Origin of the sequence: Pedobacter caeni (assembly GCF_900129215.1) — a bacterium.
GTDB classification, from domain to species: domain Bacteria; phylum Bacteroidota; class Bacteroidia; order Sphingobacteriales; family Sphingobacteriaceae; genus Pedobacter; species Pedobacter caeni.
Genome location: NZ_FQUQ01000004.1, coordinates 556,356 through 581,292 on the forward strand (window position 1 = coordinate 556,356; position 24,937 = coordinate 581,292).

General features: G+C 41.8%; 22 protein-coding genes. 14 read left to right on the forward strand and 8 right to left on the reverse strand.

All coding sequences use genetic code 11. The annotated features are described in order from the left end of the window. Nucleotides 1–4 precede the first annotated feature (4 nt). Complete coding sequence (locus BUC20_RS21950) at nt 5–2,020, reverse strand: thioredoxin domain-containing protein (protein WP_073233185.1); 2,016 nt, start codon at nt 2,018–2,020, stop codon at nt 5–7. A gap of 49 nt (nt 2,021–2,069) precedes the next feature. Here BUC20_RS21950 and BUC20_RS21955 point away from each other — a divergent pair, with 49 nt between their 5' ends. Then, nucleotides 2,070–2,306 carry a hypothetical protein gene (locus tag BUC20_RS21955; protein ID WP_234994573.1) on the forward strand — a complete coding sequence of 79 codons (237 nt, stop codon included), beginning with the start codon at nt 2,070–2,072 and terminating at the stop codon, nt 2,304–2,306. Between the two features lie 28 nt (nt 2,307–2,334). Beyond that, the gene (locus BUC20_RS21960; RefSeq protein ID WP_073233186.1) at nt 2,335–3,432 is read left to right on the forward strand and encodes a mandelate racemase/muconate lactonizing enzyme family protein; all 1,098 of its coding nucleotides are present in this window, start codon (nt 2,335–2,337) and stop codon (nt 3,430–3,432) included. A gap of 10 nt (nt 3,433–3,442) precedes the next feature. On the opposite strand, the gene BUC20_RS21965 is transcribed toward BUC20_RS21960, so the two are convergent. After that, nucleotides 3,443–4,003, reverse strand: a complete 561-nt coding sequence (locus BUC20_RS21965) for a GNAT family N-acetyltransferase (RefSeq protein ID WP_084529148.1) — start codon at nt 4,001–4,003, stop codon at nt 3,443–3,445. Nucleotides 4,004–4,116: 113 nt separating this feature from the next. On the opposite strand from BUC20_RS21965, the gene BUC20_RS21970 reads away from it, so the two are divergent. Further along, the gene (locus BUC20_RS21970; protein WP_073233187.1) at nt 4,117–4,590 is read left to right on the forward strand and encodes a MarR family winged helix-turn-helix transcriptional regulator; all 474 of its coding nucleotides are present in this window, start codon (nt 4,117–4,119) and stop codon (nt 4,588–4,590) included. A 2-nt stretch (nt 4,591–4,592) separates the two neighbouring features. On the opposite strand, the gene BUC20_RS21975 is transcribed toward BUC20_RS21970, so the two are convergent. Together BUC20_RS21975 and BUC20_RS21980 are read right to left on the reverse strand one after the other, a co-directional pair. Beyond that, complete coding sequence (locus tag BUC20_RS21975; RefSeq protein ID WP_073233188.1) at nt 4,593–5,513, reverse strand: glycoside hydrolase family 25 protein; 921 nt, start codon at nt 5,511–5,513, stop codon at nt 4,593–4,595. A 77-nt stretch (nt 5,514–5,590) separates the two neighbouring features. Continuing rightward, nucleotides 5,591–6,961 carry a dipeptidase gene (locus BUC20_RS21980; RefSeq protein WP_073233189.1) on the reverse strand — a complete coding sequence of 457 codons (1,371 nt, stop codon included), beginning with the start codon at nt 6,959–6,961 and terminating at the stop codon, nt 5,591–5,593. 163 nt (nt 6,962–7,124) lie between these two features. On the opposite strand from BUC20_RS21980, the gene BUC20_RS21985 reads away from it, so the two are divergent. The 6 genes from BUC20_RS21985 (at nt 7,125) to murA (ending at nt 14,663) form a co-directional block, all read left to right on the forward strand. Beyond that, nucleotides 7,125–7,889 (forward strand): inositol monophosphatase family protein, encoded by a 765-nt coding sequence (locus tag BUC20_RS21985; protein ID WP_073233190.1) that lies wholly within the window; start codon nt 7,125–7,127, stop codon nt 7,887–7,889. Between the two features lie 85 nt (nt 7,890–7,974). Then, the gene (locus tag BUC20_RS21990) at nt 7,975–8,490 is read left to right on the forward strand and encodes a PH domain-containing protein (protein WP_073233191.1); all 516 of its coding nucleotides are present in this window, start codon (nt 7,975–7,977) and stop codon (nt 8,488–8,490) included. A 1-nt stretch (nt 8,491) separates the two neighbouring features. Continuing rightward, nucleotides 8,492–10,000: a PH domain-containing protein gene (locus BUC20_RS21995; RefSeq protein ID WP_073233192.1), complete on the forward strand. Its 1,509-nt coding sequence runs from the start codon at nt 8,492–8,494 to the stop codon at nt 9,998–10,000. A 118-nt stretch (nt 10,001–10,118) separates the two neighbouring features. Beyond that, entirely contained in the window at nt 10,119–12,428 is a 2,310-nt protein-coding gene (locus tag BUC20_RS22000; protein ID WP_073233193.1) for an ATP-dependent helicase, read from the forward strand. Between the two features lie 182 nt (nt 12,429–12,610). Next, nucleotides 12,611–13,297 (forward strand): DUF4290 domain-containing protein, encoded by a 687-nt coding sequence (locus BUC20_RS22005; RefSeq protein WP_073233194.1) that lies wholly within the window; start codon nt 12,611–12,613, stop codon nt 13,295–13,297. Nucleotides 13,298–13,337: 40 nt separating this feature from the next. Continuing rightward, entirely contained in the window at nt 13,338–14,663 is a 1,326-nt protein-coding gene (murA, locus tag BUC20_RS22010; protein ID WP_073233195.1) for a UDP-N-acetylglucosamine 1-carboxyvinyltransferase, read from the forward strand. Between the two features lie 82 nt (nt 14,664–14,745). Here the strand turns inward: murA and BUC20_RS22015 are convergent, their stop codons facing one another. Together BUC20_RS22015 and dprA are read right to left on the reverse strand one after the other, a co-directional pair. Next, complete coding sequence (locus BUC20_RS22015; RefSeq protein WP_073233196.1) at nt 14,746–16,107, reverse strand: pyridoxal-phosphate dependent enzyme; 1,362 nt, start codon at nt 16,105–16,107, stop codon at nt 14,746–14,748. Between the two features lie 137 nt (nt 16,108–16,244). Continuing rightward, nucleotides 16,245–17,351, reverse strand: a complete 1,107-nt coding sequence (gene dprA, locus BUC20_RS22020) for a DNA-processing protein DprA (RefSeq protein ID WP_073233197.1) — start codon at nt 17,349–17,351, stop codon at nt 16,245–16,247. Between the two features lie 37 nt (nt 17,352–17,388). On the opposite strand from dprA, the gene BUC20_RS22025 reads away from it, so the two are divergent. Together BUC20_RS22025 and BUC20_RS22030 are read left to right on the forward strand one after the other, a co-directional pair. After that, nucleotides 17,389–17,583, forward strand: coding sequence for a hypothetical protein (locus BUC20_RS22025; protein ID WP_073233198.1), 195 nt, complete (start codon nt 17,389–17,391; stop codon nt 17,581–17,583). A gap of 154 nt (nt 17,584–17,737) precedes the next feature. Next, the gene (locus BUC20_RS22030) at nt 17,738–19,210 is read left to right on the forward strand and encodes a serine hydrolase domain-containing protein (RefSeq protein WP_073233199.1); all 1,473 of its coding nucleotides are present in this window, start codon (nt 17,738–17,740) and stop codon (nt 19,208–19,210) included. Nucleotides 19,211–19,516: 306 nt separating this feature from the next. Here the strand turns inward: BUC20_RS22030 and rsmG are convergent, their stop codons facing one another. Beyond that, nucleotides 19,517–20,149 (reverse strand): 16S rRNA (guanine(527)-N(7))-methyltransferase RsmG, encoded by a 633-nt coding sequence (rsmG, locus tag BUC20_RS22035; RefSeq protein ID WP_073233200.1) that lies wholly within the window; start codon nt 20,147–20,149, stop codon nt 19,517–19,519. Next, the gene (locus BUC20_RS22040; protein ID WP_073233201.1) at nt 20,140–21,261 is read right to left on the reverse strand and encodes a glycosyltransferase; all 1,122 of its coding nucleotides are present in this window, start codon (nt 21,259–21,261) and stop codon (nt 20,140–20,142) included. The genes rsmG and BUC20_RS22040 overlap by 10 nt, the downstream gene beginning before the upstream one ends. Nucleotides 21,262–21,391: 130 nt before the next feature. Here BUC20_RS22040 and tgt point away from each other — a divergent pair, with 130 nt between their 5' ends. The 3 genes from tgt to BUC20_RS22055 are packed head-to-tail and all read left to right on the forward strand — an operon-like array spanning nt 21,392 to nt 24,520. Beyond that, nucleotides 21,392–22,522: a tRNA guanosine(34) transglycosylase Tgt gene (gene tgt, locus BUC20_RS22045; protein ID WP_073233202.1), complete on the forward strand. Its 1,131-nt coding sequence runs from the start codon at nt 21,392–21,394 to the stop codon at nt 22,520–22,522. After that, nucleotides 22,523–23,626 carry an LptF/LptG family permease gene (locus BUC20_RS22050; protein ID WP_084529152.1) on the forward strand — a complete coding sequence of 368 codons (1,104 nt, stop codon included), beginning with the start codon at nt 22,523–22,525 and terminating at the stop codon, nt 23,624–23,626. Next, the gene (locus tag BUC20_RS22055; RefSeq protein ID WP_073233203.1) at nt 23,627–24,520 is read left to right on the forward strand and encodes a DMT family transporter; all 894 of its coding nucleotides are present in this window, start codon (nt 23,627–23,629) and stop codon (nt 24,518–24,520) included. The last annotated feature ends 417 nt before the right edge of the window (nt 24,521–24,937 follow it).

Here is a 24,937-nt window from a genome sequence, read left to right on the forward strand (position 1 = left end):
GATGTTATTTAGTTATCAATTTTAATGCTTCATCAACAGTAGCTACTGGCAACTGGCATACTTTATTTCGGCAAATATAGATTTTTGTTTCAATGCTTCCCTTATCTTTTAACAAAGGAAGTGTCGAATTTGTTCCCGACAGGATAATTTTATTGGGAATATAATGGCCATCAATTTCCTTTTTCAGTGCTTCAGTATCCGCTCCGGCAAGCGCAATCTCATTTACGCCGAAAATCTCATTCAGCAACTGAATGGCCCAGTTCGAATAAGCAGAGCCATAAGTTTTAATCTGTGGCTGTACCGCAACAAGCATTGCAGCAGCCTGATCCAGATAGCGTTCCTCATCAAAAAGCAAACCTAAAGTATGTAAATTCTGAGCCATGACAGAATTTGAGGCAGGGATCACATTGTCCATAATTTCATGTTTCCTTGCAATCAATGCTTCCCCTCCCGATGGCGTATAGAAAAACATCGGACTTTCAGCATCTGCAAAATCCCAGAGTACCTGCTCCGTCAGCACCCTCGCTTCATTCAGCCATTTTTCATCAAAATCGGATTGATATAAAGCAATCAGGGCTTCAATGAAAAAGGCATAATCATCAAGGAAACCTGAAATCGTTGCTTTTCCATTTTTAAAGTTCCGGAACAAGCCGCCTTCAGGAGTCCTCAGCCTGCTAAGGATAAAATCAGCTGCTGTCTTTGCCATAAGGTAATATTCCTTACGGTCAAAAATTCCGGCACTTTCTGCCAGGCCTTTTATGGCCATCGCATTCCAGGCAGTCAGGCATTTATCATCCAAACCAGGTCTTACCCTTTTATTTCTTTGGATCAGGAGCTTTGTTTTAACAGAGCTGAGCTTTTCTTTTAAGTCATCCAGAGCAATACCTTGTTCCAATGCGAACGCTTCGTCTGTCTGTTTTCTAAGCAGGATATTCGTTTGTTCTTCTTCCCAGTTTCCTTCTTCAGAAAGCTGATAATAAGCGGTCATCAAGGCATAGTCCTCTCCACAGATAGCTTCAAACTCCGCTTGATCCCAAACATAAAACTTCCCCTCCACACCTTCACTATCGGCATCCAATGCAGAATAGAATAAACCTTCAGCCGAAATCATTTCCCTTGCCAGCCAGGCAATGCTTTCTTCCACAACCTCTTTAAACAAAGGCATCCGGCTATATTGATAAGCCTCAGCATATAAACTGATCAGCTGACCATTGTCATACAACATCTTCTCAAAATGTGGCACATGCCAGTTTCCATCAACGGAATAACGGGCAAAACCTCCTCCGATCTGATCATAAATCCCTCCCAATGCCATCTTTTCCAGGGTCAGCAGTGTGGCCACATGACTGGCATCATCTCCGTTCAGTAAGCTGTAACGAAGCATAAACTGCCAGTTATTCGGCATAGGGAATTTAGGTGCACGGTTATAGCCACCTTCCGACAGGTCAAAATAGGGCTTCCATGGTGCTACAATCTCCCTTAGATGCTCCAGGGAATAAGCTTCCTTTTTTACATTTGGAATAATTTTCTCTGCATTTCTGATCCCATCGGTTAAACGATCCGCATACTGCTTTGCTTTATCAGGTTCGTTTTCCCAGAGTTCTGCTACATTCTCCAAAATATTGATCCAATCTTCCTTTTTAAAATAGGTACCTCCATAGATGGGCCGCTGGTCCGGTAAACACAGACAATTGAGCGGCCAGCCACCACTGCCAGTCATGAGTTGTATCGCCAGCATATAGATCTGGTCAATGTCCGGGCGTTCCTCACGATCCACTTTAACACAAATAAAATGGCGGTTCATCACCTTGGCAACCTCATGATTTTCAAAACTCTCCCTTTCCATCACATGACACCAATGACAGGCAGAATAACCTATACTCACCAGAATAAGTTTGTTTTCCTGTTTTGCTTTTTCCAAAGCCTCAGGACCCCATTCGTACCAGTTCACCGGATTATGGGCATGCTGCAACAGATAAGGGGAAGAGGCTTTAATCAGACTGTTAGGTTCCATATTCATCCTATAAAGTTAAAAAGATAAAATTCCTCAGGATTTTTTATTCCATAAAATGACAGAAAACACGATCGTTGGTGATATCTTTAAGGATATTTTAATACAACACATGATCAGATTGAATAAAGACACCCCCTCAGAGGTATTACAGGAAGTGAAGAAAGGCGATTTAGTGACGGATACATTCAGTAAGACCGGCCTTGTAGAAGAGGTAGAGACTTCTGATGATGGATTGTATAAGATTTACACCTTCCATCTCGTTACCGGAAGGTCTATTACAGTTAAAAAGTAACATTCCGGCTAAAAAGTAAATTACCGCCATGAAGATCACGCATACCGAAATCTACCGCTTCAGCATCCCCATGGAGCCCTTTGTTATTGCTACAGGCACCATGCATTTTGCACAAAATGTATTGATCCGCATTCATACAGATGCCGGAATTCATGGTGTAGGAGAATGTTCTGCTTTCCCGATGATTGTCGGAGAAACCCAGGAAACCTGTCTGGCAATGGCCAAAGATTTTGCACAGATCCTCATCGGCAGGGATCCGCTGGACATTCCTGAACGCATGAATGACCTGCTGGGTTATGCCGCTCACAATGGCACCATTAAAAGCGCGTTCGACATGGCCTTATTTGATATTGCAGCCAAACATGCCGACCTCCCCTTGTATCGCTTTCTGGGCGGCCAGAAGAGAACGATTGAAACAGACATGACCATTGGCATTGATAGCCCTGAAAACATGGCCCTTACTGCACTAAAATATCAAAAACAAGGTTGCCGCATCCTGAAGATCAAACTTGGCAAAAAGGTACTGGAAGATATTGACAGAGTGGCCAGGATCCGTCAGGCAGTTGGAGATCAGATGATCATCCGCCTCGATGCCAATCAGGGCTGGAATTTCGACGATGCTTTATACGCATTGGGCGCATTAGCGCCCTTTAATATTGAGTTTTGTGAGCAACCGATGCGCACCTGGTTCGATGACAGGCTACCGGAATTGAAGACCAACTCCCCTATTAAAATTATGGCAGATGAAAGCTGTTACAATCATCATGATGCCCGTAAACTGATCAACAGCCAGTCATGCGAATACCTGAACATTAAATTCTCTAAATCAGGAGGCATCCTGGAAGCCCAGAAAATCCACGAAATTGCCTTGCAAACCGGTGTAAAATGTATGATCGGCAGCATGCTGGAAAGCAGGATTGCCCTAAGCGCAAACCTACATTTTGCTTTATCCAGTCCGAATGTGGTATTCTTTGATCTGGACACCTGCTTATTAGGACATTTGGTTGATCCGGTAATTGGTGGCCTGACATACGACGGGTATTTCCTGGATGTACCGGAAACTTCAGGAATCGGTGCCGATGCAGACCCTGCTTTTTTAAAGAATTGCGAACAATGGATCGTGTAAATGACTATACTTACAGATGGTAAACCATAAAGACGGCCTGTTCTCCCGGTTGCTCATGATATAAAGAAAGTTGTACTCCATCTACCACAAACCCCTGCTTCTTATAAAACCGGATGGCCGGCACATTGGTGTTTTGAGTTTCTAACATCACCAATCTGAATTGATCTGTTCTGGCATGAGCTACCACCTGTTTAATTAGAGCAGCACCAAAGCCCAAACCCTGAAACATCGCATTCACTTCCAGGTATTCAATCCATAAAGAGTTGTTCCAGGTCCTTTCTTCTGCAATCAGCAAACCAACAAGCTGTTCATCCAGATATGCGCCAAAAGAGTGTCCCTGAACAATGGTCAGGTTATAATCCTCCAGATCTTCTGCAGAAGCCGACCAGTATTTCTGGTAAGGTTGTTCCAACCGGCGCAACGCAAATGAGATCGAGAAATGCTGCGGATCTCCCTGTTTGCTGAGGTCATAAACTGCATCAGAACAATATCCCGTGTTCCCCAAAGAAGAATAATCCGCTAAAGTTAGTTGATCAAGCTTTCTGATTTGGATGGCTTTTTCTCTATTCATATCGAATCCTTTCTACAATATTAACAAAATCAACCCAAACATTTTCCACAGCCCTTGTTATTGTAAATCAAACTCATTAATTTAGTAAACTAAGTTTACTATACAACTTCCCAATGAAAGACCACCACAAACAAGCTGTCATCTTTAAACAGCTATACGTTCTCAAAAAACTCACCGACGACTGGGGGGATAAAAACATATGCAATCTGCAACAGCCACATTTTAACATGGCATTTATGCCGTTTTTTATGGCTGTGGGCCTGGAGGGGAAGTCCAGCAGCTCCATCGCCGCAAACTTAAAAGTGAGCCGGCAGGCCGCAGGAAAGATCATGAAGGAATTAGAACAGACCGGATTGATTAAAGTGGAAAAGAGTACTACAGATGCACGCGCAAATTTACTGGAGCTTACAGATGCAGGAAGGGCATTCTACCTGCAGGTGACAGAACAATCAGCCTTGCTCACCAAAAAATACATCAAACTGATCGGGAAGAAACAACTGGAAATGATGACAGATACCATGGAAAAAATGATCCAGTTTCATGAGAAACTGAACCATTGTCATAATATGGGCGGCACACAGGGCTAACCTTAATAACTGAGAATCCGGGGGATTCTTAACCGTTCAAAAGCAGTGCTGTCTCCGTTAAAAGCATTAAAATCTACCACATGATTGATGCCCGTAATTCGGGCCTTATCAGAATGTTGCCAGAATGACCATTTGGTATCACTGCTTACTTTCAGTTTCGCCTGATGGTAATGGGCAATCCATAACGGATACTCATCAAAGTGACCTTTCAGGTAATCTTTATAAAAGGTAAGACCAGAATAGATGATCGGCTTTACCTTCGTTCTCTTCTCCACATAACTGATGAATTCCTGAAGTTCTTTTCGCATACTTGCCGGGGCAACACCATTGAGCTGCTCAATATCCACTACAGGAGGCAAATCTCCCTCTTCAAATTTCACCGTCTGCAGAAAAAATTTAGCCTGCCACTCCCCCGACTTCTGAGGCCTGAAGAAATGATAAGCACCACAAATAACACCCGCTTTAGCCGCTTCACGCCAGTTGCGCTGAAAATAAGGATCTACACTCAATATCCCTTCTGTAGCTTTAATAAAAGCAAATTTCACTTGCACCTCATCCTCTTTCATCGCCTTCACCTTCTTCCAGTCGATCTTTCCCTGATAGTAGGAAACATCAATTCCATGAACGCTATATTTCTTGGGAATCCGGATATCAAAACTGCTGTAAGTACGGTAATTGGGATCCTGCCCCCAGTCTTTAATCCAGCGCCAGGTAGAGGTAAACCCCTTAATCACATATCCATAATAAAATGGCGAAAACAGGATCAGCAAAAGCCCAACGATAGCAAACTTCCATTCGATGGCCAAAGGCTTTTTCTTTTTCGTCACCTTCCTTTTTGCCGCAGGTCTTTTTCCCGGAATCGCAGGCTTTGCGGTTCTGGTCGTTTTTCTGGGTGCAGGAGGTTTAGGGGGAACTAAAGGCATGGCGTAAAAATACAAAAGGGCAGCCGATTTGGCTGCCCTTTTTTGAATAACTCTATATTCCTTTTAAAATCAACAACTTACTTACTCAATTCCGCAAAATATTTGTGGAACAAAGGCAATGTTTCGATTCCTTTATAATAGTTAAAGATGTCGTATTTCTCATTTGGCGAATGCAAGGCATCGCTATCCAGGCCAAATCCGAACAATACCGATTTAATACCTAAAGTACTTTCAAATAAAGCAACAATAGGAATACTGCCACCACCTCTTGTCGGAATTGGTTTCTTACCAAATGAATCCAGGATAGCCTGTTCTGCTGCGCGATAAGCCACACTGTCTGTTGGGGTAACAACCGGCTCACCACCATGGTGTGCAGTAACTTTTACCTTTACATAATCAGGGGCAATGCTTTCAAAATGCTTCGCAAAAATAGCAGAGATCTCATCTGAAGTCTGGTTTGGTACCAAACGCATAGAAATCTTCGCATTTGCTTTTGAAGGCAATACGGTCTTGGCACCTTCACCGATATAACCACTCCAAATGCCATTCACCTCTAAAGTAGGTCTTGTACCCGTGCGTTCAAGTGTAGAGAAGCCTTTCTCACCCCATTCTGAGTTGATGTCCAGATCTTCTTTATATTCGTTCAGGTCAAAAGGAGCTGAATTTAATGCTTTTCTTTCTTCATCAGACAATTCCACTACCTTATCATAAAACTCAGGAATGGTAATGTGGTTATTTTCATCATGTAATGAAGCAATCATCTTACACAGAATGGTTGCAGGGTTTGCTACCGCACCACCATATACACCTGAGTGCAGATCGCGGTTCGGACCAACAACTTCCACTTCCATATAAGCAAGGCCACGTAAACCGGTTTCTATAGAAGGGTTTTCCATGCTGATCATCGAAGTATCAGAGATCAGGACTACATCCGCCTTTAAACGTTCCGTGTTTGCTTTCACAAAAATACCAAGGTTTGCAGAACCAACTTCTTCCTCTCCCTCAATCATGAACTTCACGTTACAAGCCAGGGTATTGGTTTTCATCATCAGTTCAAAAGCCTTTACATGCATGTAAAACTGGCCTTTATCATCACAGGCACCACGGGCATAGATCTTACCATCACGGATCGTTGGCTCAAATGGAGGTGTTTTCCAAAGCTCCAGAGGATCTGCTGGCTGCACATCATAATGTCCGTAAATTAATACCGTAGGTAATTTTTCATCAATGATCTTTTCACCATATACAATCGGATAACCGGCGGTTTCACAAATCTCTACATTATCGGCACCTGCGTCCTTCAGTTTCTGGGCAACAAAATCGGCTGTTTTAAGGACATCACCTTTATATTTAGGGTCAGCACTTACCGATGGGAAGCGTAATAACTCAAACAACTCGTCTAAAAAACGTTGCTTGTTTTCTTCTACATATTTTTTGATCTCTTGCATAACAAATGATTTTGGACAAATATACAAGGTAAAAGATAAACGGAGGTAACGATGTCATGATTAAGCAGCAAACCGCGAATCGTCCAATCCTTCCCGCATGCTGTTCAATTCCCGGTGGTAGAATTACACGTCCTTTGTAAGGTTAGAAAAACAAGATACGGAGATGGAAAAATTACTAAAACAATGCAGCGAACTCATCATTAATATAGCCAGAGAATTAAAAGAAAAACATGTCCCTTCTGAACGTGCCACTGGTAAAGAAGGTTTATTTGATCAGTTCAATGCCGCAAACGGCTTTTCAGGAAATAACATAAAAACAGGATTACAGAAAATAGCACCGGAAATCAAATGGTCGTATGCGGAATTTGATGTGGCGCGACAATCATCGGGGGATGTAAAAGGCCTTTACTGGGTCTGTGACGCTATCGACGGAGCAGTACATTTCCTTCAGGATTTCTACCCATGGTGCATTACCTTAACATTGATGGATGATCAGCAGCCTTTAATGGCTTTGATTTATGATGCAGAACGGGAAGAATTGTTTACCGTAATCAAAGGAAAAGGGGCGCTTTTAAATGGTAAAGCCCTTACTGTAAATCACAAAGCAGTACTTTCAGATGCGATTGTATCCACAGTTCACCCCACTAATATCCCCGAAGAAATGGATCTGGTGAATAAAACCCTGCAAAGCGTCAATCATATGATGCCTAAAGTTTTTGCTTTACGGTTACTAGGGCCTGCCTCCCTTCAACTGGCATATGTGGCAGCAGGCAGAATAGATGCATTCTGGGAGTATGGAAATGACATTTACGATTGGCTTGCCGGAGCCTTACTGGTAGAAGAGGCCGGAGGAAAGGCACTGATCCATGATTCAGGAATCATTGCAGCCAACAAACCACTATATCAGGCGCTCCGCAAATTACTGTAACCGGAGTAAATTACTATAAGAGGAGTAAATTACAGTAAGAGAATAAATCCTTAACTTCGTTCCAAATTGATCATAGCAACAAGAAATGCAGGATTTCACCAATGGAACAATAGATATTACCGCCCTTCCTAAGTACGAAGAAGTGCAGTTCAATGCCTTAAGCAGGAAATACTGGAAAGTAGCGCTGTTAAACACAGCCATTTTTCTGTTCATCCTTGCCCTGGCCATGGCCCTTCTGTTATTTTTCGCGAAAGAAACCAGGTCTTATATATATGTATTCGCTGCGGGATATCTGATACTTAGCATTTTTTTAATCATGCTTTATCAGGCCAGAATCAAAAGAACAGGTTATGCCATCAGGGAGAAAGACCTGATTTATAAAAGTGGAATCATTTCAATAGCGACCTCCATCATCCCATTCACGAGGATACAACACATTACCTTAAATGAAGGGATCTTCTCCAGGATGTTTCAACTGGGTTCCCTGCATGTGTTTACCGCTGGAGGAGGATCCGGAAGCATCACCATACCAGGACTGGACATTGAGCTGGCCAGAACAATTAAGGCAGAACTGACCAGGCAACTGACTAACACAGATTAAGATGGAGACTGATTTTTCTGAACCCAAACGGCAGTCGGCTGCAGGTGTGGCGGTGATGTTTGCTAACCACCTTCAACACAGTGTCAGGGTATTGATCTTCCCTATTATCCTGCTTCTGGTTCGTGCCAAGGGCGTTAATGTATGGTACCTTGTTGCTGCTTTCCTGTTTTTTCTATTCATTATCGCCATCTATTCTTACCTCAGCTACCTCAGATTCACTTTTTTTCTGGACGAGGAAAAACAGGAGTTCATCATCCAAAGAGGAGTATTTAACAAGGAACACCTCAGCATCAGACTGGACAAAATCCAACAGGTAAACATCAATCAATCGCTGATTCAAAGAATCATTGGCGTATATAGCCTGGATATTGACACTGCCGGGAGCGACAAGAAAGAAGCCAGTATCAAGGCCATCGACCACCATACCGCAACCATACTAAGGGAAAGACTTTTAAACAGAGATATTGATCCTGATATAGATGAACAATCGGCTCCTGAAATAAGCACCAAATCCAGCCCGCTGCTAAAACTAAGCAACTCCACCTTATTTAAAGTAGGATTAACCTCTAATTACGGGGCGAGTGTGGCCCTGCTCGGAGGTTTTATTTTCGCGATCATGGAGACGCTAAAGAACTATACAGAGGCTTTTCAGCTGGAAGAAAATCCAATAAAAGCACTCTCCACCAAAGGTCTGGATCTTGCTTCGACTTGTGTACTGATCTTCTTTGCCCTATTGATTGTTCTGGGCACAAATATCGCCCGCAACTTCATTAAGTATTTCAATTTTGAAGTCAACAGAAAAAAAGTGGTTCTGGCCATCACCTGCGGGCTTTTTGAAAAGAAACACACCTTATTACAGCCTGCAAGGGTACAAATCAGCAGTTATAGTCAGAATTACTTTCAGAAAAAACTAAACCTGCTGAACATGAAGTTCAAACAGGCTTCCTTTGGTACGGCAGATGACGACCATGATGAAGACAACAAAAAACATGACATCGAAATTCCGGGATGTGATGAAACAGAACGCGATCAGCTTTTACAAATGATCTTCGACAACATTCCCCAAAAAGAGGCCACTTTTATCCCTAATTATCGTTTTCTTGTCCTTACCATCATGTTGCGGGTCGTTTTTCCGGTAGCATTATTCCTCCTTTTCGGTTCAGTACTCTCCTATCTCCGCCCTTATTTCTGGTGGATCATTCCTTATGTGATCCTGGTGGTCATCATGCTTTATTTTGAATTTAAGCATCACCGCTTATACCTTTCCGAAGGATTTATCATCAAGAAAAGTGGCATCTGGGATATCGAACATCAGATTCTGGAACCGCATAAGATCCAAAGTATCACGACCAAACAATACTTCTGGCATAAAAAGGCCGACATTGGCCATTTAATATTGCATACTGCTGCCGGAACCATTCATTTTAAATACGGTAAATATGCTGAGATCCACCTTATGGTGAACTATTGGTTATATAATATAGAATCGGGGAAAAAAGATTGGATGTAACTCCAATAAAAGCCATAGTTTTCTTATTTTTGTCCGCATGTAGGTTCAGGTACTTTGTACAATGACATCAGCTACATGGTTTAAACAATACCTTTAAAAAGCAGAACAGGACAGCATTTTGGATTATTTAGCAGGATTAAACCCCCAACAACGAGCAGCAGTAGAAAATACCCAGGGACCGGCAATGATTGTCGCAGGTGCAGGCTCCGGAAAAACACGTGTAATTACTTACAGAGTAGCTCACCTGATTGAAAAAGGAGTCGACGCCTTCAACATTCTGGTACTTACCTTTACCAATAAAGCATCAAAAGATATGCGTGAGCGTATCTCAAAAGTAATTGGTGCAGAAGCAAAGAACATCTGGATGGGTACTTTCCACTCCGTATTTGCCAAGATCTTAAGGGTCGAAGCAGAAAAAATCGGTTATCCCTCCAACTTCACCATTTATGATACGGACGACAGCAAGAGTCTGATCAGGGCGATATTGAGGGAATTGCAGCTCGACGACAAGCTTTATAATGCCAACTTCGTCTATAACAGGATTTCTTCTGCAAAAAACAACCTTGTATCTCATACCGAGTACATGGAGAATGCAGAGATTCAGGCAGAAGATGTCAGCAATAAACGTCCTTTAATCGGGGTGATTTATGAGACTTATACCAAGCGCTGCTTCAAAGCAGGAGCCATGGATTTTGACGATTTGCTATTCAAAACAAACGTTTTGTTAAAGAACCATCCCGATGTATTGAACAAATATCAGCAGAAATTCAAATACCTGATGGTGGATGAGTACCAGGATACTAACTTTTCCCAATACACCATTGTAAAGAAACTTGCTGCAGCCTACCAAAACATCTGTGTAGTGGGTGATGATGCACAAAGTATCTATGCCTTCAGGGGGGCAAACATTCAGAACATCCTGAATTTTGAACGTGACTACCCGGATTTAAAAGTTTATAAATTAGAGCAGAATTACCGCTCTACCCAAAATATTGTAGAAGTTGCCAACAGCATTATTGCCAACAATAAAAACCAGTTGGAAAAGAATGTATTTTCCGACAATGAGTCGGGCGACCGCATTAAGGTGCAACGTGCTTTTACAGACAATGAGGAAGGTAAAATTGTAGCCGAAGCCATCGTTCAGGAACGCAGTTCCAAAGGATACAACTACAATGATTTTGCCATCTTGTACCGTACCAATGCGCAATCAAGGGCGATGGAAGAGGCTTTAAGAAAGCTAAACGTACCTTATAAAATCTACGGGGGACTCTCCTTCTATCAACGTAAGGAGATCAAGGATTTAATCGCCTATTTCCGTCTGACCTTCAATCCGGCAGATGAAGAAGCGATAAAAAGGGTGATCAATTACCCTAAAAGAGGACTTGGAGATACCACAGTAGAAAAGATCCTGGTTGCCGCAGATCAGCACGACATCACGATGTGGCAGGTGATCTGTGATCCTCAGCAATATATTGCAGGAAGAATTGCCAATCAGCTGAATGACTTTGCGGTAATGATCCAGAGCTTCGCTGCCGAGGCAAAAAAACTGGATGCTTATGATACCGCATTATACATTGCTCAGCATTCCGGAATCTTAAAAGAACTACATTCTGACACGACTGATGAAGGTCGTGGAAGGCATGAAAATATCCAGGAATTATTAAATGGTATCAAGGAATTCGGCGAACGTGAAGACATTGAAGACCGCAGCCTGGCTGTATTTATGCAGGATATTGCCTTACTGACCAATGATGACAAAGGGGATGATAAAAATAAAGACACCGTTTCTTTAATGACCATCCACTCTTCTAAAGGTCTGGAATTCAAGAATGTATTTGTAGTAGGATTAGAGGAAAACCTCTTTCCTTCTCAGATGTCGCTAAACTCAAGAACAGATCTGGAAGAGGAACGCAGGCTTTTTTATGTAGCGGTAACACGTGCAGAAAAGAAACTGACCTTAACTTATGCAACCTCCAGATACAGATGGGGAACACTGACCAACTGTGAACCAAGTCGTTTTATTGACGAGATCAATGCCCGTTACCTGGAGATTGAAGTGGCAAAACCAGCTAAAAGCACTTTAAATGAAGATAGTTTTTCTTCAGAAAGAAGAAGCTGGACCCAACAAAGGGATACCTTCAGCAAACCAAAGCCCGCATCCTCAGGAACCACAAGTGGTACATCTACAGCACCAAGGCCAAAAACAACGTCCATGCTACCGAAAGCGCATGTTCCGACCCCTGGTTTTGCTCCTGATGCCGCAAATCTATTCCAGAATGGAATGGAAGTGGAACATGAAAAGTTTGGTTTCGGCAAGATTGTGAGTCTGGAAGGTACACTTCCTGATGTAAAAGCAACGGTATTTTTTCAAGGTCTGGGTAATAAGCAGTTATTATTAAAATTTGCTAAATTGCGAATTGTTAAATAAAATATATCTTTACAGAATCTGCATGAGTTTGAACATACCTAATTCTGAATTATTTCGTTATCTCCTGATGCGACAGACCTTTAGCAGAAAATAGCTTACTCAATAAGATTCAATATGCCCAAAAGGGCCGGCAGGAAATAAAAAGCCTGTCGAATATTAAAATAAAAAGTATAATTATACAGATGAATTTCGATTATAATACCACAAGAAACGAGTTAATCCTTGCCGAATACGGCCGTAATGTACAGAACATGGTGAAGTACATTATTGAATTACCCGACCTTGAAGAACGCAATAAATATGCTCAGGCAGTGATAGACCTAATGGGATTTTTAAACCCCCATTTGCGTGATGTAGCTGATTTTAAGCACAAACTATGGGATCACTTACACATCATCTCCGGTTATAAGATCGATGTAGACAGCCCATATCCTAAGCCTAGCCCTGAGGATGCTCTGGTAAAACCACAACATATCGGTTATCCTCAGCAAAAGATCACCTACAAACACTACGGTAAAACGGTAGAAACGATGATCGAGAAAGCTAAAGCGGTAGAAGAGCCGGAGCGCAGGGCAGCAATGGTACAGGGAATAGCCAATTTCATGAAAATGGCCTATGTAACCTGGAACAAAGACAGCGTAGCAGATGAGACGATATTGAAGAACCTTCGCGAATTATCAGGTGGACAACTGCAACTGGACGACAACATCAACTTAAACAAAGTAGAGTTCAAACCTGTAGTGGCAAGACCAGCAAACAACAATAACCGCGGCAGGAACAACAATAACGGAAAAGGCCGTCAAAACAACAATAACAACAACAATAATAACCGCGCTCAACGGAACAACAATCCAAAACAAAGACACTAGATTTTACCAATTTTTTTATACTATACAAGCTTAATACAACATGAACGCATTCGAAATAATTGGTGGAAAAAAGTTAAAGGGTGAAATCCAGCCTCAGGGAGCGAAAAATGAAGCCCTGCAAATTATCTCAGCAGTTTTATTAACCGACCAAAAAGTCACCATCAGCAATATCCCGGATATTAAAGATGTCAATAAACTCATCGAACTTCTGGGAGATCTGGGAGTAACTGTAGAACGCCTATCCAAAGACACTTATACTTTTGAAGCAAAAAACATCAACCTGGAATTTTTCCAATCTGATGTATTCAAATCCAAAGGAGGCAGCTTAAGAGGATCCATCATGATCGTCGGACCGCTTTTAGCCCGTTTTGGAAAAGCAGCCATCCCTAAACCAGGTGGTGATAAAATTGGCCGCAGAAGACTGGACACCCATTTCCTGGGTTTTGAGAAACTGGGCGCCAAATTCGTCTATGATTCTAAAAAAGAGTTCTTTAACGTTGACGCGACCAACCTGCAAGGTGCTTACATCTTAATGGATGAAGCTTCGGTAACCGGTACTGCCAACATCGTCATGACTGCAGTTATGGCAAAAGGAACAACTACAATTTATAATGCCGCCTGTGAGCCTTACCTACAGCAATTGTGTAAAATGCTGAACCGTATGGGCGCAAAAATCAGCGGTGTAGGTTCTAACCTACTGACCATTGAAGGCGTTACAAAATTAGGTGGAACAGAACACCGTATGCTGCCTGATATGATCGAAATCGGATCTTTCATTGGCCTTGCTGCCATGACAGAATCTGAAATCACGATTAAAAATGTATGTTATGCTGAGCTTGGAATTATTCCTGAAGTATTCAGAAAGCTGGGCATAAAATTCGAATTAAGAGGTGATGATATCTTTATCCCTTCTCAGAAGCATTATGTAATTGAATCATTTATAGATGGTTCCATGCTGACCATTGCAGATTCACCTTGGCCTGGTTTCACACCAGACCTGTTGAGTATTGTATTGGTAGTAGCTACTCAGGCAAAAGGATCGGTGTTAATTCACCAGAAAATGTTTGAAAGCCGCCTGTTCTTTGTCGACAAGCTGATCGATATGGGTGCTCAGATCATTCTTTGTGATCCACACAGAGCTACAGTCAACGGAATCAACAAACAATATAAGTTAAGAGGAATCAGCATGACCTCTCCGGATATCCGTGCTGGAGTATCCCTTCTGATCGCAGCTTTATCTGCTGAAGGAACCTCAACCATCTTTAATATTGAGCAGATTGAACGTGGCTATCAGGACATTGACACCCGTTTACGTGCATTGGGTGCTCAGATCAAACGTGTTGACGCTTCAAGCCCCAGTCATTAGCAGAATCAAAAAATCAGATACAAAAAAGGTCCCGGAAATGTTCCGGGACCTTTTTTTATGATAAAAAACCATACCAAATCTCCTATCCGGAGATCGCATTGATGATGTCATATTGAGTGATAATTTCAATCTTACCCTGTTCATCTTCTACCAGTACAGCACTGTTTTCTTTGTTGATCAAAGCAGAAATCCTATCAATTGAAGTATTCATATCCACAAAAGGAAAAGTACTTGACATGATCTCCTGAACAGGAGCAGATTTCAAGGATGGGTTCTCCAAAAGTGCTTTAAGAATGTCACTCTCCGCAACCTTCCCTACTACCATTCCCTTCTGTGTGACCGGAATCTGTGAAATATTTAAAGTATTCATGTTATTGATGGCTTCCAGAATGGTCTTTTCGCAATCAATAGTAACAATATCAGTAGCCTCCCTTTTGGCTAAAATCGCCCTTGCAGTTAACTTCTCGTCCTTAAGGAAACCGCGCTCCCTCAACCAGTCTTCGTTATACATTTTACCCATATAACGGCTGCCATGGTCATGAAAGATCACCACCACCACATCTTCCGGTTTCAATTTATCCTTCAGCTGAAGCAAGCCTGCAATTGCAGATCCGGCAGAGTTTCCTACAAAGATCCCCTCTTTACGCGCAATATCACGGGTCATTAATGCGGCATCCTTATCTGTTACTTTCTCAAACAGGTCAATGATGTCAAAATTGACATTCTTAGGCAGAAAATCCTCTCCAATTCCCTCTGTAATATATGGATAGATCTCATTCTTATCCAGAATGCCGGTCTCCTTATATTTTTTAAATACAGAACCATAAGTATCAATTCCCCATACTTTAATATCCGGATTTTTCTCTTTTAAATATTTTCCGGTACCTGAAATCGTTCCTCCGGTACCTACTCCAACCACTAAATGCGTGATTTTTCCTTCCGTTTGCTCCCAGATCTCCGGACCTGTCTGCTCATAATGAGCCTGTGAATTAGAAAGATTATCATATTGATTGGGTTTCCATGAGTTTGGAACTTCGCGTTCTAAACGTGAGGAAACAGAGTAATAAGACCTTGGGTCTTCTGGCTCTACATTGGTAGGACAGACAATAACTTCTGCACCAAAAGCACGTAAAGCGTCTACTTTTTCTTTAGATTGCTTGTCCGTAGTAGTGAAAATACACTTATATCCCTTAATAATCGCTGCCATTGCAAGTCCCATTCCGGTATTTCCGGATGTTCCTTCGATAATTGTTCCACCCGGTTTAAGCTTTCCGCTTTTCTCCGCATCTTCAATCATCTTGACTGCCATACGATCTTTTATCGAGTTCCCAGGATTGGTCGTCTCGATTTTAGCCAGCACTGTAGCCGGGATTTCTTTCGTAATGTTATTCAATTTTACCAGTGGTGTATTACCAATGGTTTCCAAAATATTATTGTACCACATGATACAAAAATACAAATTGAGGCTTAGAATTCTATTTATAAATAATAATTCAATATTTAATTTTACAAATCAACAATAAACAAAATAACATTTTAATCTACCAGTCTAATAGACTTCTTTGCAATCTATTTTATAGGTCAAGAGGAAATATCCTGATTCAGCTGATACACCTTCCCGGGTAACGCAATCAAAATTCCCTTCATTTCCAGGTTCAATAAATGCAGGGCAAGCTTACTTTTGGGAAGTGCTAAACGAAGGGACAACTCATCAATACTTGCTGCTGAAGTCTTTAGAACCTGAAGAATCTGCTCCTCTTCAGCCGGCAGTTCAGCAGGCAGTTCAGGGTTTACACCAACAGTTTCCGCTTCACAAATTTCCCAGCCGAGGTAATAGGCCAGGTCTCTGGCATGAGTGATCAATCCCGCCCGATTGGTCTTAATCAGGACGTTACAGCCCTCAGAGCTCAAATCAGTAACCCTTCCCGGAAAAGCATACACATCTCGGTGATAAGAATTGGCAATATCTGCGGTAATGAGTGCCCCACCTTTTGAGGTCGCCTCCACAACGATCGTCACATCTGATATCCCTGCAATAATGCGGTTCCTCCTCGGAAAATTTTCCTTATCCGGATTCGTATGAGATGGAAATTCTGTAAGCAAACCTCCATTGAGCACCATTTTCTTTGCAATATGACTGTGAACCTGAGGATACATCCGATCTAAACCATGAGCCAGAACCCCTACCGTTGGAATCCCATTCTGTAAACTCTCCTGATGAGCCGCCACATCTATGCCATAAGCGAGCCCGCTGACGATCAGCACCTGATAGGGTGCCAAAGTCTCTGCAAGTTGCTTACAAAGCAGCTTACCGTAAGCTGTCGCCTTACGTGTACCAACCACGCTGATGATCCTTGGATGATTTAAATCGGCATTCCCCCTATAGTATAATATCACAGGGGCATCGGCACAGTCTTTTAACCGGTATGGATACTCCTCATCTGTAATAAACAGCACCTGCACCTGGTATTTCTTGATGAACTCCAACTGTGCTTTAGCTCTGGTCATCGGCTCCTTGCTCAGGATCATATTTGCCGTTTGTAGTCCGATTCCGGGGACTTTCATCAGCTCTTTCTTACTGGCAGCAAAGATCGCTTCCGGTGTCAGGAAATGCGCTAACAGGTTTTTAGCAGTGATATGCCCCACATTTCTGATCATAGTAAGGGCGACTTTGTAAATTAAGCTCATTGCCTAACTTATCACTTTATCGCTTGAATAACCAAATATGGGAGAAAAATATCCTGCTGAAAAAAGAAGCATTACCGCTCAAAGGCTGAAATCTTTCGGGCTGAAGAAGCCCGAAATTTTCAAGGCCTTTTCCCGGAACGCATCTTTTTCAAGAGAAATATTGCTCCAGATGATTGCTAAGGGCGCTCTGCCGGAAATAACAGGGGCCTGGGAGACGGGGGAATGGGAATAGCGAGATTAGGAGTATGACCTGGGATCCATAATTGAGTAATTGGTATTGATTAGTTGATCATTTTAGAGCCCGGACAAGTGTGTAAAAATCAGGAAGAAAATTGATGCAACAAATTGGAAGGTTCAGCGTCCTATAAATAAAGAAATCCCAATTTATGAGAACCAATCCGTACCGTTTTATTTACGCATGTATCTTTGTTTTGTTGTCAGTTATGTTGCGCGCACAAACAGCTAATGAAAATCAGCAGATCGACAAACTGGTAAAGAGATTTGTAGATCTTGACCAATTTAGCGGGAGTATTCTGGTGGCAAAGAAAGGTAACATTGTGCTTAGCAAAGGTTATGGCTTGGCAAACCGGGAATGGAATGTGGCTAATGCTACCAACACGAAGTTTAGAATTGCTTCGCTAACAAAACAATTTACTGCGATGCTGGTTATGCAGCTTTACCAGGAAGGGAAAATTGATCTGAGCGGGCATATCTCCGATTATCTCCCATATTACCGAAAGGATATTGGCACGAGAGTTACCATTCACCAGCTATTGAGCCATACTTCCGGACTTGGTGATTTTGGCAGTAGGGATGATTTTTGGGAAATCTGCAAAACGGAATATGCTCCCCGGGAATTTGTAGAAAAATATTGTAGCGGGAACCTTGAAGCCGAGCCCGGCCTTCGTTATCGCTATTCAAACTCGGGCTATTATATCCTTGGGGCAATCATAGAGTCGCTGAGGGCTAAACCTCACCATGAAGTACTTAAAGAAAGAATATTGGATGTTATTGGAATGAACAATTCAGGTATGGAGATGAGAAAAGAAGTAGTCGGTGGACAGGCCTCGGGCTATAATCTGCAATATGGAAAATATACGAAACCTGATTATGTCAATCTTTACGCAGTTATCTTTTCGGCTGGAGGGATGTATTCTACTGTTGGGGATCTTCTGAAATGGGACAGGGCATTGTATACAGAACAGTTACTGTCAAACAAGAACCTGGAGCTAATGTTTAAACCAAATATGGAGAAATATGCTTACGGGATAGTAGTAAATAAGATGAAGATCCCCGAACTCGCATTTACTTCTGATTTTTCTTCACATACGGGAGCGATCAATGGGTTCCGCTCGATAATTGTCAGGGAAAGCAGCCAGCAGCAAGTTATCATTATTTTAGGCAATACGGCACCTGGAAGTACGATTGTAGACCTTAGTCCTCTAAGCAACAAGATCTATTCGGTAGTCAATGGTCTTCATTATGAAAACCCAAAACCTGAGATTGTTCAGGCCATGGCGCTTAAAATAATAAATGGATCTGTTGACGAAGGTATTTCATTTTACAGGAAAGAGAAAGCGCAGAAAAACGGAAGATTTGAGTTCAATCTGATTGAGGGCGAGTTAAATACCTTGGGCTACTATCTTTTATCACAGGGCAAAAAAGCAGAAGCTTTGGAAATCTTCAAACTTAATACTACGGAGTTTCCCCTATCCTGGAATGTCTTTGACAGCTATGCAGAGGCCTTGGAGGCGGCAGGGCAAAAGAAGGACTCGATAAAAAACTATAAACGGTCCATAGAACTCAACGCAGATAATACGCATGCAAAGGAGAGGTTGAAGTTATTAACGGAAAAATAATTGAGGCTGAAAGAATAAAACATGAAACTGTTAAAAAATCAGCTCATTTTAATTGTCGAACTCAGGTTAGAATACCCAGAATGTTTGGTGTAAGACGGAAACAGCGTATTAGTCGTGTTACCTTTGAGGAATATAATGATCAGAATATTTATACCCCTTATTACCTGTGATGAATGCATGCAAGATTTCGGAAAAAAAACCAGATGTGCTTTGAAGACATTCGAATATTTGCCCTTCAGCAAAGATTCGGGGATGAAAAGGACATCTGGTTTTTTTTATCAGGATCTTTCAAAAAGAAGAACCTTATTATTGAGGAATATAAACAACAAATTTGGTCTCGAAAAACTCTTCTTTGAAGTAGTCTGCAAGAGGATACAGCTCCGCTTTCAGTCTTGATTCTGCGATTTCTTCTGCAAGATCACCACCTTTCAGATACAGAATACCATTGGCAATTGCATTTTTTGAATCTTTATTGAACTTGCCTTTCACCCATGGGTAAAAGTCTATCAGGCGGGTCACGGCTCTGGATACCACGAAATCGTACTTATCCGTTACCTGTTCGGCCCTCAAATGACTGGCTTTTACATTCTTTAAACCCAGACCAGCTGCAACTTCTGTCACAACTTTAATCTTTTTTCCGATAGAGTCAACGAGGTGAAACTGGGTTTCAGGGAATAGAATTGCCAAAGGAATTCCCGGGAAGCCCCCCCCTGTCCCTACATCCAGTACTTTTTCTCCCGGTTTGAAAGTACAAAACTTTGCAATACCAAGAGAATGAAGGATATGACGAACATAGAGCTCTTCAATATCCTTTCTGGAGATGACATTGATCTGGGCGTTCCAGAAACTATATAAATCATACAACTGATCAAACTGAGCAATTTGCTCATCAGTCAGATCTTTAAAATATTCTTGTATTAGCGTTGATCTTATTTCCACTTTACTTTTTTAACAAATATAGACAGAATGCCATTAAACACGAGGAAAATGAATAAGAGAATGTCCAGAATGGGGAAGCACCACCTTAAATCACTATAATTTAGCCGTTTTAAAATCCGTGGATAGATGAAACATCTGATCACGATACTTAGGAATAAAACGCCCAAAGCAGGGTATAACGTTGCTTTGAAGAACAATAATGCCGTAAAAAAGGCATAAAACAGGAATTGAAAGATGATCTGGCAGGAAAGGATAAACTTATGTTTGCCTTTGTATAATTTGCCGGCACCAAAATGTCTCTTCTTTTGTCGCAGGTAAGCACCAAAGCTTGTGTTTGGTTCAGACCAGACATGACTATCTTTATTGATTCTGATTTCTGTGTTGCGGGAATGTGCATTCGCATTTACAAATAAATCATCATCACCTGAAGGGATATGCATGTGAGCTGCGAAGCCTTTATTCTTGAAGAAAAGCGTCTTTTTATACGCCATATTTCTTCCTACACCCATGTATGGCATCCCTTTAATGGCATATGAGAGGTAGTTTACAGCGGTAAAGAAAGTTTCAAAACGAATCAGTGCATTTAGAATGCCTCTTTTCTTCAGATAGGGAGAATAGCCCAGAACGATCTCTACTTTAGGGTCTTCTGATTGCTGCATTCCCAGTAACCAGTTTGCTGAAGCAGGAACACAATCCGCGTCTGTAAACACGAGCCAGTCGTTAGAAGCGGCTTTAATCCCCATGGTAACGGCGAATTTTTTACCTGCAATAAACTTTTCACCTTCAGAGATCGTGACGATTTTCAGGCGTTTATATTGTTTGGCAAATTCCTCCAGAAGCTGTCTTGTACCATCCCAGGACCTGTCGTTCACCACAATCACCTCAAAATCAGGGTGATTTTGTTCCAGAACTGCCGGAAGGTATGCTTTCAGGTTATCCACTTCATTCCGCGCACATATAATAACGCTAAGCGGTTTTGCAGAAGTTTCAGGTATAGGTTCTACCGGAAAAAATGCCAGTTTCAGGTGAACAAACAGACTAAAGTATAATTGTATTAAGAAACAGAAGATCAATGAGCCGAGCAGGCAACACTCTATTAAGGTTAATTCCACGATGTATTTTTGTAGCTGCCAAATTTCTGCTTTTTAATCTGTAATGTTCCTTTTTGTTGATAAAAAATTTAGCCCATTTATAGCGCTATTTTTGCTACTTTTGGCAGATTTTAGTGGAGCATACAGATATATGAAATTTACCTTACAGGCAAACGATACACATTCAAAGGCGAGAGCAGGAACAGTTACAACAGATCACGGAGACATACAAACTCCAATTTTCATGCCTGTGGGCACTGCAGGGACTGTAAAAGCAGTTCATCAACGGGAACTTAAAGACGATATTGACGCAAAGATTATCCTCGGAAATACCTATCATTTATACCTTAGACCGGGGCTGGACATTATAGAAGGTGCCGGTGGATTGCATAAATTCATTGGTTGGGACCGTCCGATTTTAACAGATAGCGGAGGTTATCAGGTCTATTCTTTGAGTAAAGTAAGAAAGATTAAGGAGGAAGGTGTTACTTTTCGCTCGCATATAGACGGCTCGAAACATCTTTTTACACCTGAATATGCCATGGATATTCAGCGTACCATTGGTGCTGATATCATTATGGCATTTGATGAATGCACCCCTTATCCTTGTGATTATAAATACGCAGCGAATTCGATCAACATGACCCATCGCTGGTTAAAGCGCTGCTGCAACAGGTTCGATACGACTGAGCCGAAATACGGATTCAATCAAACTTTATTCCCTATTGTTCAGGGATCAGTATACAAAGATTTAAGGGTAAAATCTGCAGAGTTTATTGCAGGAATGGGCCGCGAAGGAAATGCAATCGGCGGATTGTCGGTTGGGGAACCTGCAGAAGAGATGTACGCGATGACAGAAGTTGTTTGTGACATTCTTCCTTACGATAAACCGAGGTACCTGATGGGCGTGGGAACACCAATCAACATCCTGGAAAACATCGCTTTAGGCGTAGACATGTTTGATTGTGTAATGCCGACCAGAAACGCCAGAAACGGGATGTTATTCACCAGAAACGGGATCATCAATATCGGCAATAAGAAATGGGAAAATGACTTCTCTCCTATTGATGCAGAAAGCGACCTTCATGCAGATCAGGTATATTCCAAAGCTTATTTAAGACACCTTATGCACTCGAAAGAGATGCTTGGCGCGCAAATTGCGACCTTGCATAACCTGCATTTTTACCTTTGGCTTGTTAAAACAGCCAGGGAAAAGATCATCAGTGGCGAGTTTTACGCCTGGAAGAACAAAATGGTGACTATATTAGGTAATAAATTATAAATGAACTTCATCAAAGGCAGGATTAAGATTATCGACTGGTACATCATCAGTAAGTATCTGGGTACATTTATTTATACCCTGACGCTGTTTGTGATCATCATCGTCATCTTTGACCTTTCCGAAAAGCTGGATGATTTCCTGGGTAATAACCTGAGCTTCTGGCAGGTCATATCTTTATACTATGCGGGATCTATCCCCTTTTATGTAAATATGCTCTCTCCGCTGATCAATTTTATAGCGGTGATCTTTTTCACCGCAAAGATGGCTGATCAGACAGAGATTGTACCCATATTAAGCGGTGGAGTTAGTTTTAACCGCTTTTTATTGCCTTATTTCATCTCTGCCTTTATCATTTTCTCCATTAACCTGGCTTCTAATCTATACATACTTCCTTATACCAACCAAATCAAAAACAGCTTTGAAAACACCTATATAAAGAAGAATGACCCAACCAGCAAGACTGATATCCACATGAAACTGGACGAACATACCTTTATATACATGAGGAGTTTTGACAACAAGAGTAAGGTTGGAACCCAGTTCTCACTGGACAATTTCAAAGGGGATGTGCTGACAAAAAAGATCGTTTCTGATGAAATCAAATGGGATTCCGTAAAGCGCTCCTGGAAACTGACGAATTACTCAGTAAGGGACATCAATGGCTTGAAAGAAACCATGACCGCAGGTGCGGGTAAAACCAAGGATACCATTCTTGATATGCGTCCTGATGACTTCTCTGCTTACGACAATGTCTTCGAAAACCTGTCTGGAAAAGACCTTTCAGATAAGATCAAAAAAGAAAGAATCAGGGGCTCCGGTATCATGAACGACTTGCTTTTCGAGCGCTATAAACGTTATTTACAGCCCTTATCCGCCTTCGTACTTACCCTTATTGGTGTGGCTTTATCCTCCAGAAAGGTCCGCGGAGGAGTCGGGCTACCCTTGGGAATAGGCATTCTTCTGAGTTTTGCCTATATCGTATTCAATCAGTTTGCCAAGATGTTCTCACTTAAAGGAGGGATTTCACCGCTGATTGCAGTGCTCGTACCTACCATAATTTTTGGTCTTTTAGGGTACTATTTACTCAGAAAAGCACCGAAATAAATGAACGATCCGGCTGGCATCTCCCCAAATAGAAACCTGTTAATCCTGCATTCTACTGTTTTTATATGGGGCTTTACAGGCATTCTTGGTGCGCTGATTTCCATCAATGCAGTACAACTGGTTTGGTACAGGGTGCTCATTGCCAGCCTTAGCCTGCTGATTTATTTCAGCCTGAGTAGAACAAGTTTAAGGGTTTCCAGGAAACAATTCCTCCGGTTTTTCTTTACAGGGAGCATTGTTGCGGTCCACTGGATTCTCTTTTTTTACGCAATTAAGGTCTCCACAGTATCCGTTACGCTTGTTTGCCTCTCCTCTTTCACCCTTTTTACCGCAATATTAGAGCCCCTGATCAAGAAAAAACCCATTTTGATACCCGATGTCATTATTGGATTAATCATCATCCTGGGCATCTATATGATCTTTAAATTCGAAGCAGGATATACACTGGGTATAATATTAGGCTTGTTATCCGCTTTAGCCTCCAGTCTATTCTCTACAATTAATTCTACCCTGGTCCAGAAAAGTGATCCGAAAATCATTGGTTTTTACGAAATGGCAGGTGCTTTTTTCTGGATTACAGTGTACCGTTTGCTCGATAAATCCCTGCTTTCAGAATCCTTTAACCTGAGTATAAAAGACTGGTCTTACCTTCTTTTATTAGGCACCATCTGCACTGCGCTTGCCTACGTTGCAGGCGTCTCCGTGATGCGTACATTATCTGCTTTTCGGGTAGCCCTGATCACCAATCTTGAACCTGTTTACGGGATCATTTTAGCGTTCATATTCTTCGGCACAAAGGAAACCATGTCTATCGGTTTTTACCTCGGTGCAGCACTCATTATCGGAGCTGTATTTTTATATCCGATATACAAAAAGCGTAAAAATTTAAGCTAGGTATTTCGTCAGAACAGCCGCTTATTCCCTTCCTTTTCCCGCTCAGAAATCAGCCGCAAAAATCGAATAACAGCTTTCCCTTCTCAACGAAACGCTTCGCATTTCCAGACCTGAATCCCAGTTTTACCTCATGCAAATCTGTTTTAAATTTCGACCTTAAAAAGACATCAAGTTGCAATAAATACAAATACAAGGAATGAGATCAGACGCAACCATGACCTGAAAACACCCAGCTGAAAGACACCCATGCCCCGCCTGTAACAACGGGTCATCGCAACCAAAATCCGCTTCTTCGCTTCTCAAAACCCTTCACAAAATCCAGTCACAATTCTTAAAAAGATCAGTCAACGGACCAGAGCACAGACATCGGATTTTAAGAGATAAGGAAGGTCCCTCCAGGAAAAAGCCCTTACTTAT

Coding starts and splice junctions, on each gene's coding strand:
- BUC20_RS21985 (WP_073233190.1), top strand. CDS start 7,125: ATGGAAAAATTACTAAAACAATGCAGCGAACTCATCATTAATATAGCC.
- BUC20_RS21960 (WP_073233186.1), top strand. CDS start 2,335: ATGAAGATCACGCATACCGAAATCTACCGCTTCAGCATCCCCATGGAG.
- BUC20_RS22055 (WP_073233203.1), top strand. CDS start 23,627: ATGAACGATCCGGCTGGCATCTCCCCAAATAGAAACCTGTTAATCCTG.
- BUC20_RS22025 (WP_073233198.1), top strand. CDS start 17,389: ATGGGAGAAAAATATCCTGCTGAAAAAAGAAGCATTACCGCTCAAAGG.
- murA (WP_073233195.1), top strand. CDS start 13,338: ATGAACGCATTCGAAATAATTGGTGGAAAAAAGTTAAAGGGTGAAATC.
- BUC20_RS21970 (WP_073233187.1), top strand. CDS start 4,117: ATGAAAGACCACCACAAACAAGCTGTCATCTTTAAACAGCTATACGTT.
- BUC20_RS21955 (WP_234994573.1), top strand. CDS start 2,070: ATGACAGAAAACACGATCGTTGGTGATATCTTTAAGGATATTTTAATA.
- BUC20_RS21995 (WP_073233192.1), top strand. CDS start 8,492: ATGGAGACTGATTTTTCTGAACCCAAACGGCAGTCGGCTGCAGGTGTG.
- tgt (WP_073233202.1), top strand. CDS start 21,392: ATGAAATTTACCTTACAGGCAAACGATACACATTCAAAGGCGAGAGCA.
- BUC20_RS22015 (WP_073233196.1), bottom strand. CDS start 16,107: ATGTGGTACAATAATATTTTGGAAACCATTGGTAATACACCACTGGTA.
- dprA (WP_073233197.1), bottom strand. CDS start 17,351: ATGAGCTTAATTTACAAAGTCGCCCTTACTATGATCAGAAATGTGGGG.
- BUC20_RS21990 (WP_073233191.1), top strand. CDS start 7,975: ATGCAGGATTTCACCAATGGAACAATAGATATTACCGCCCTTCCTAAG.
- BUC20_RS22050 (WP_084529152.1), top strand. CDS start 22,523: ATGAACTTCATCAAAGGCAGGATTAAGATTATCGACTGGTACATCATC.
- BUC20_RS21965 (WP_084529148.1), bottom strand. CDS start 4,003: ATGAATAGAGAAAAAGCCATCCAAATCAGAAAGCTTGATCAACTAACT.
- BUC20_RS21950 (WP_073233185.1), bottom strand. CDS start 2,020: ATGAATATGGAACCTAACAGTCTGATTAAAGCCTCTTCCCCTTATCTG.
- BUC20_RS21980 (WP_073233189.1), bottom strand. CDS start 6,961: ATGCAAGAGATCAAAAAATATGTAGAAGAAAACAAGCAACGTTTTTTA.
- BUC20_RS22030 (WP_073233199.1), top strand. CDS start 17,738: ATGAGAACCAATCCGTACCGTTTTATTTACGCATGTATCTTTGTTTTG.
- BUC20_RS22005 (WP_073233194.1), top strand. CDS start 12,611: ATGAATTTCGATTATAATACCACAAGAAACGAGTTAATCCTTGCCGAA.
- BUC20_RS21975 (WP_073233188.1), bottom strand. CDS start 5,513: ATGCCTTTAGTTCCCCCTAAACCTCCTGCACCCAGAAAAACGACCAGA.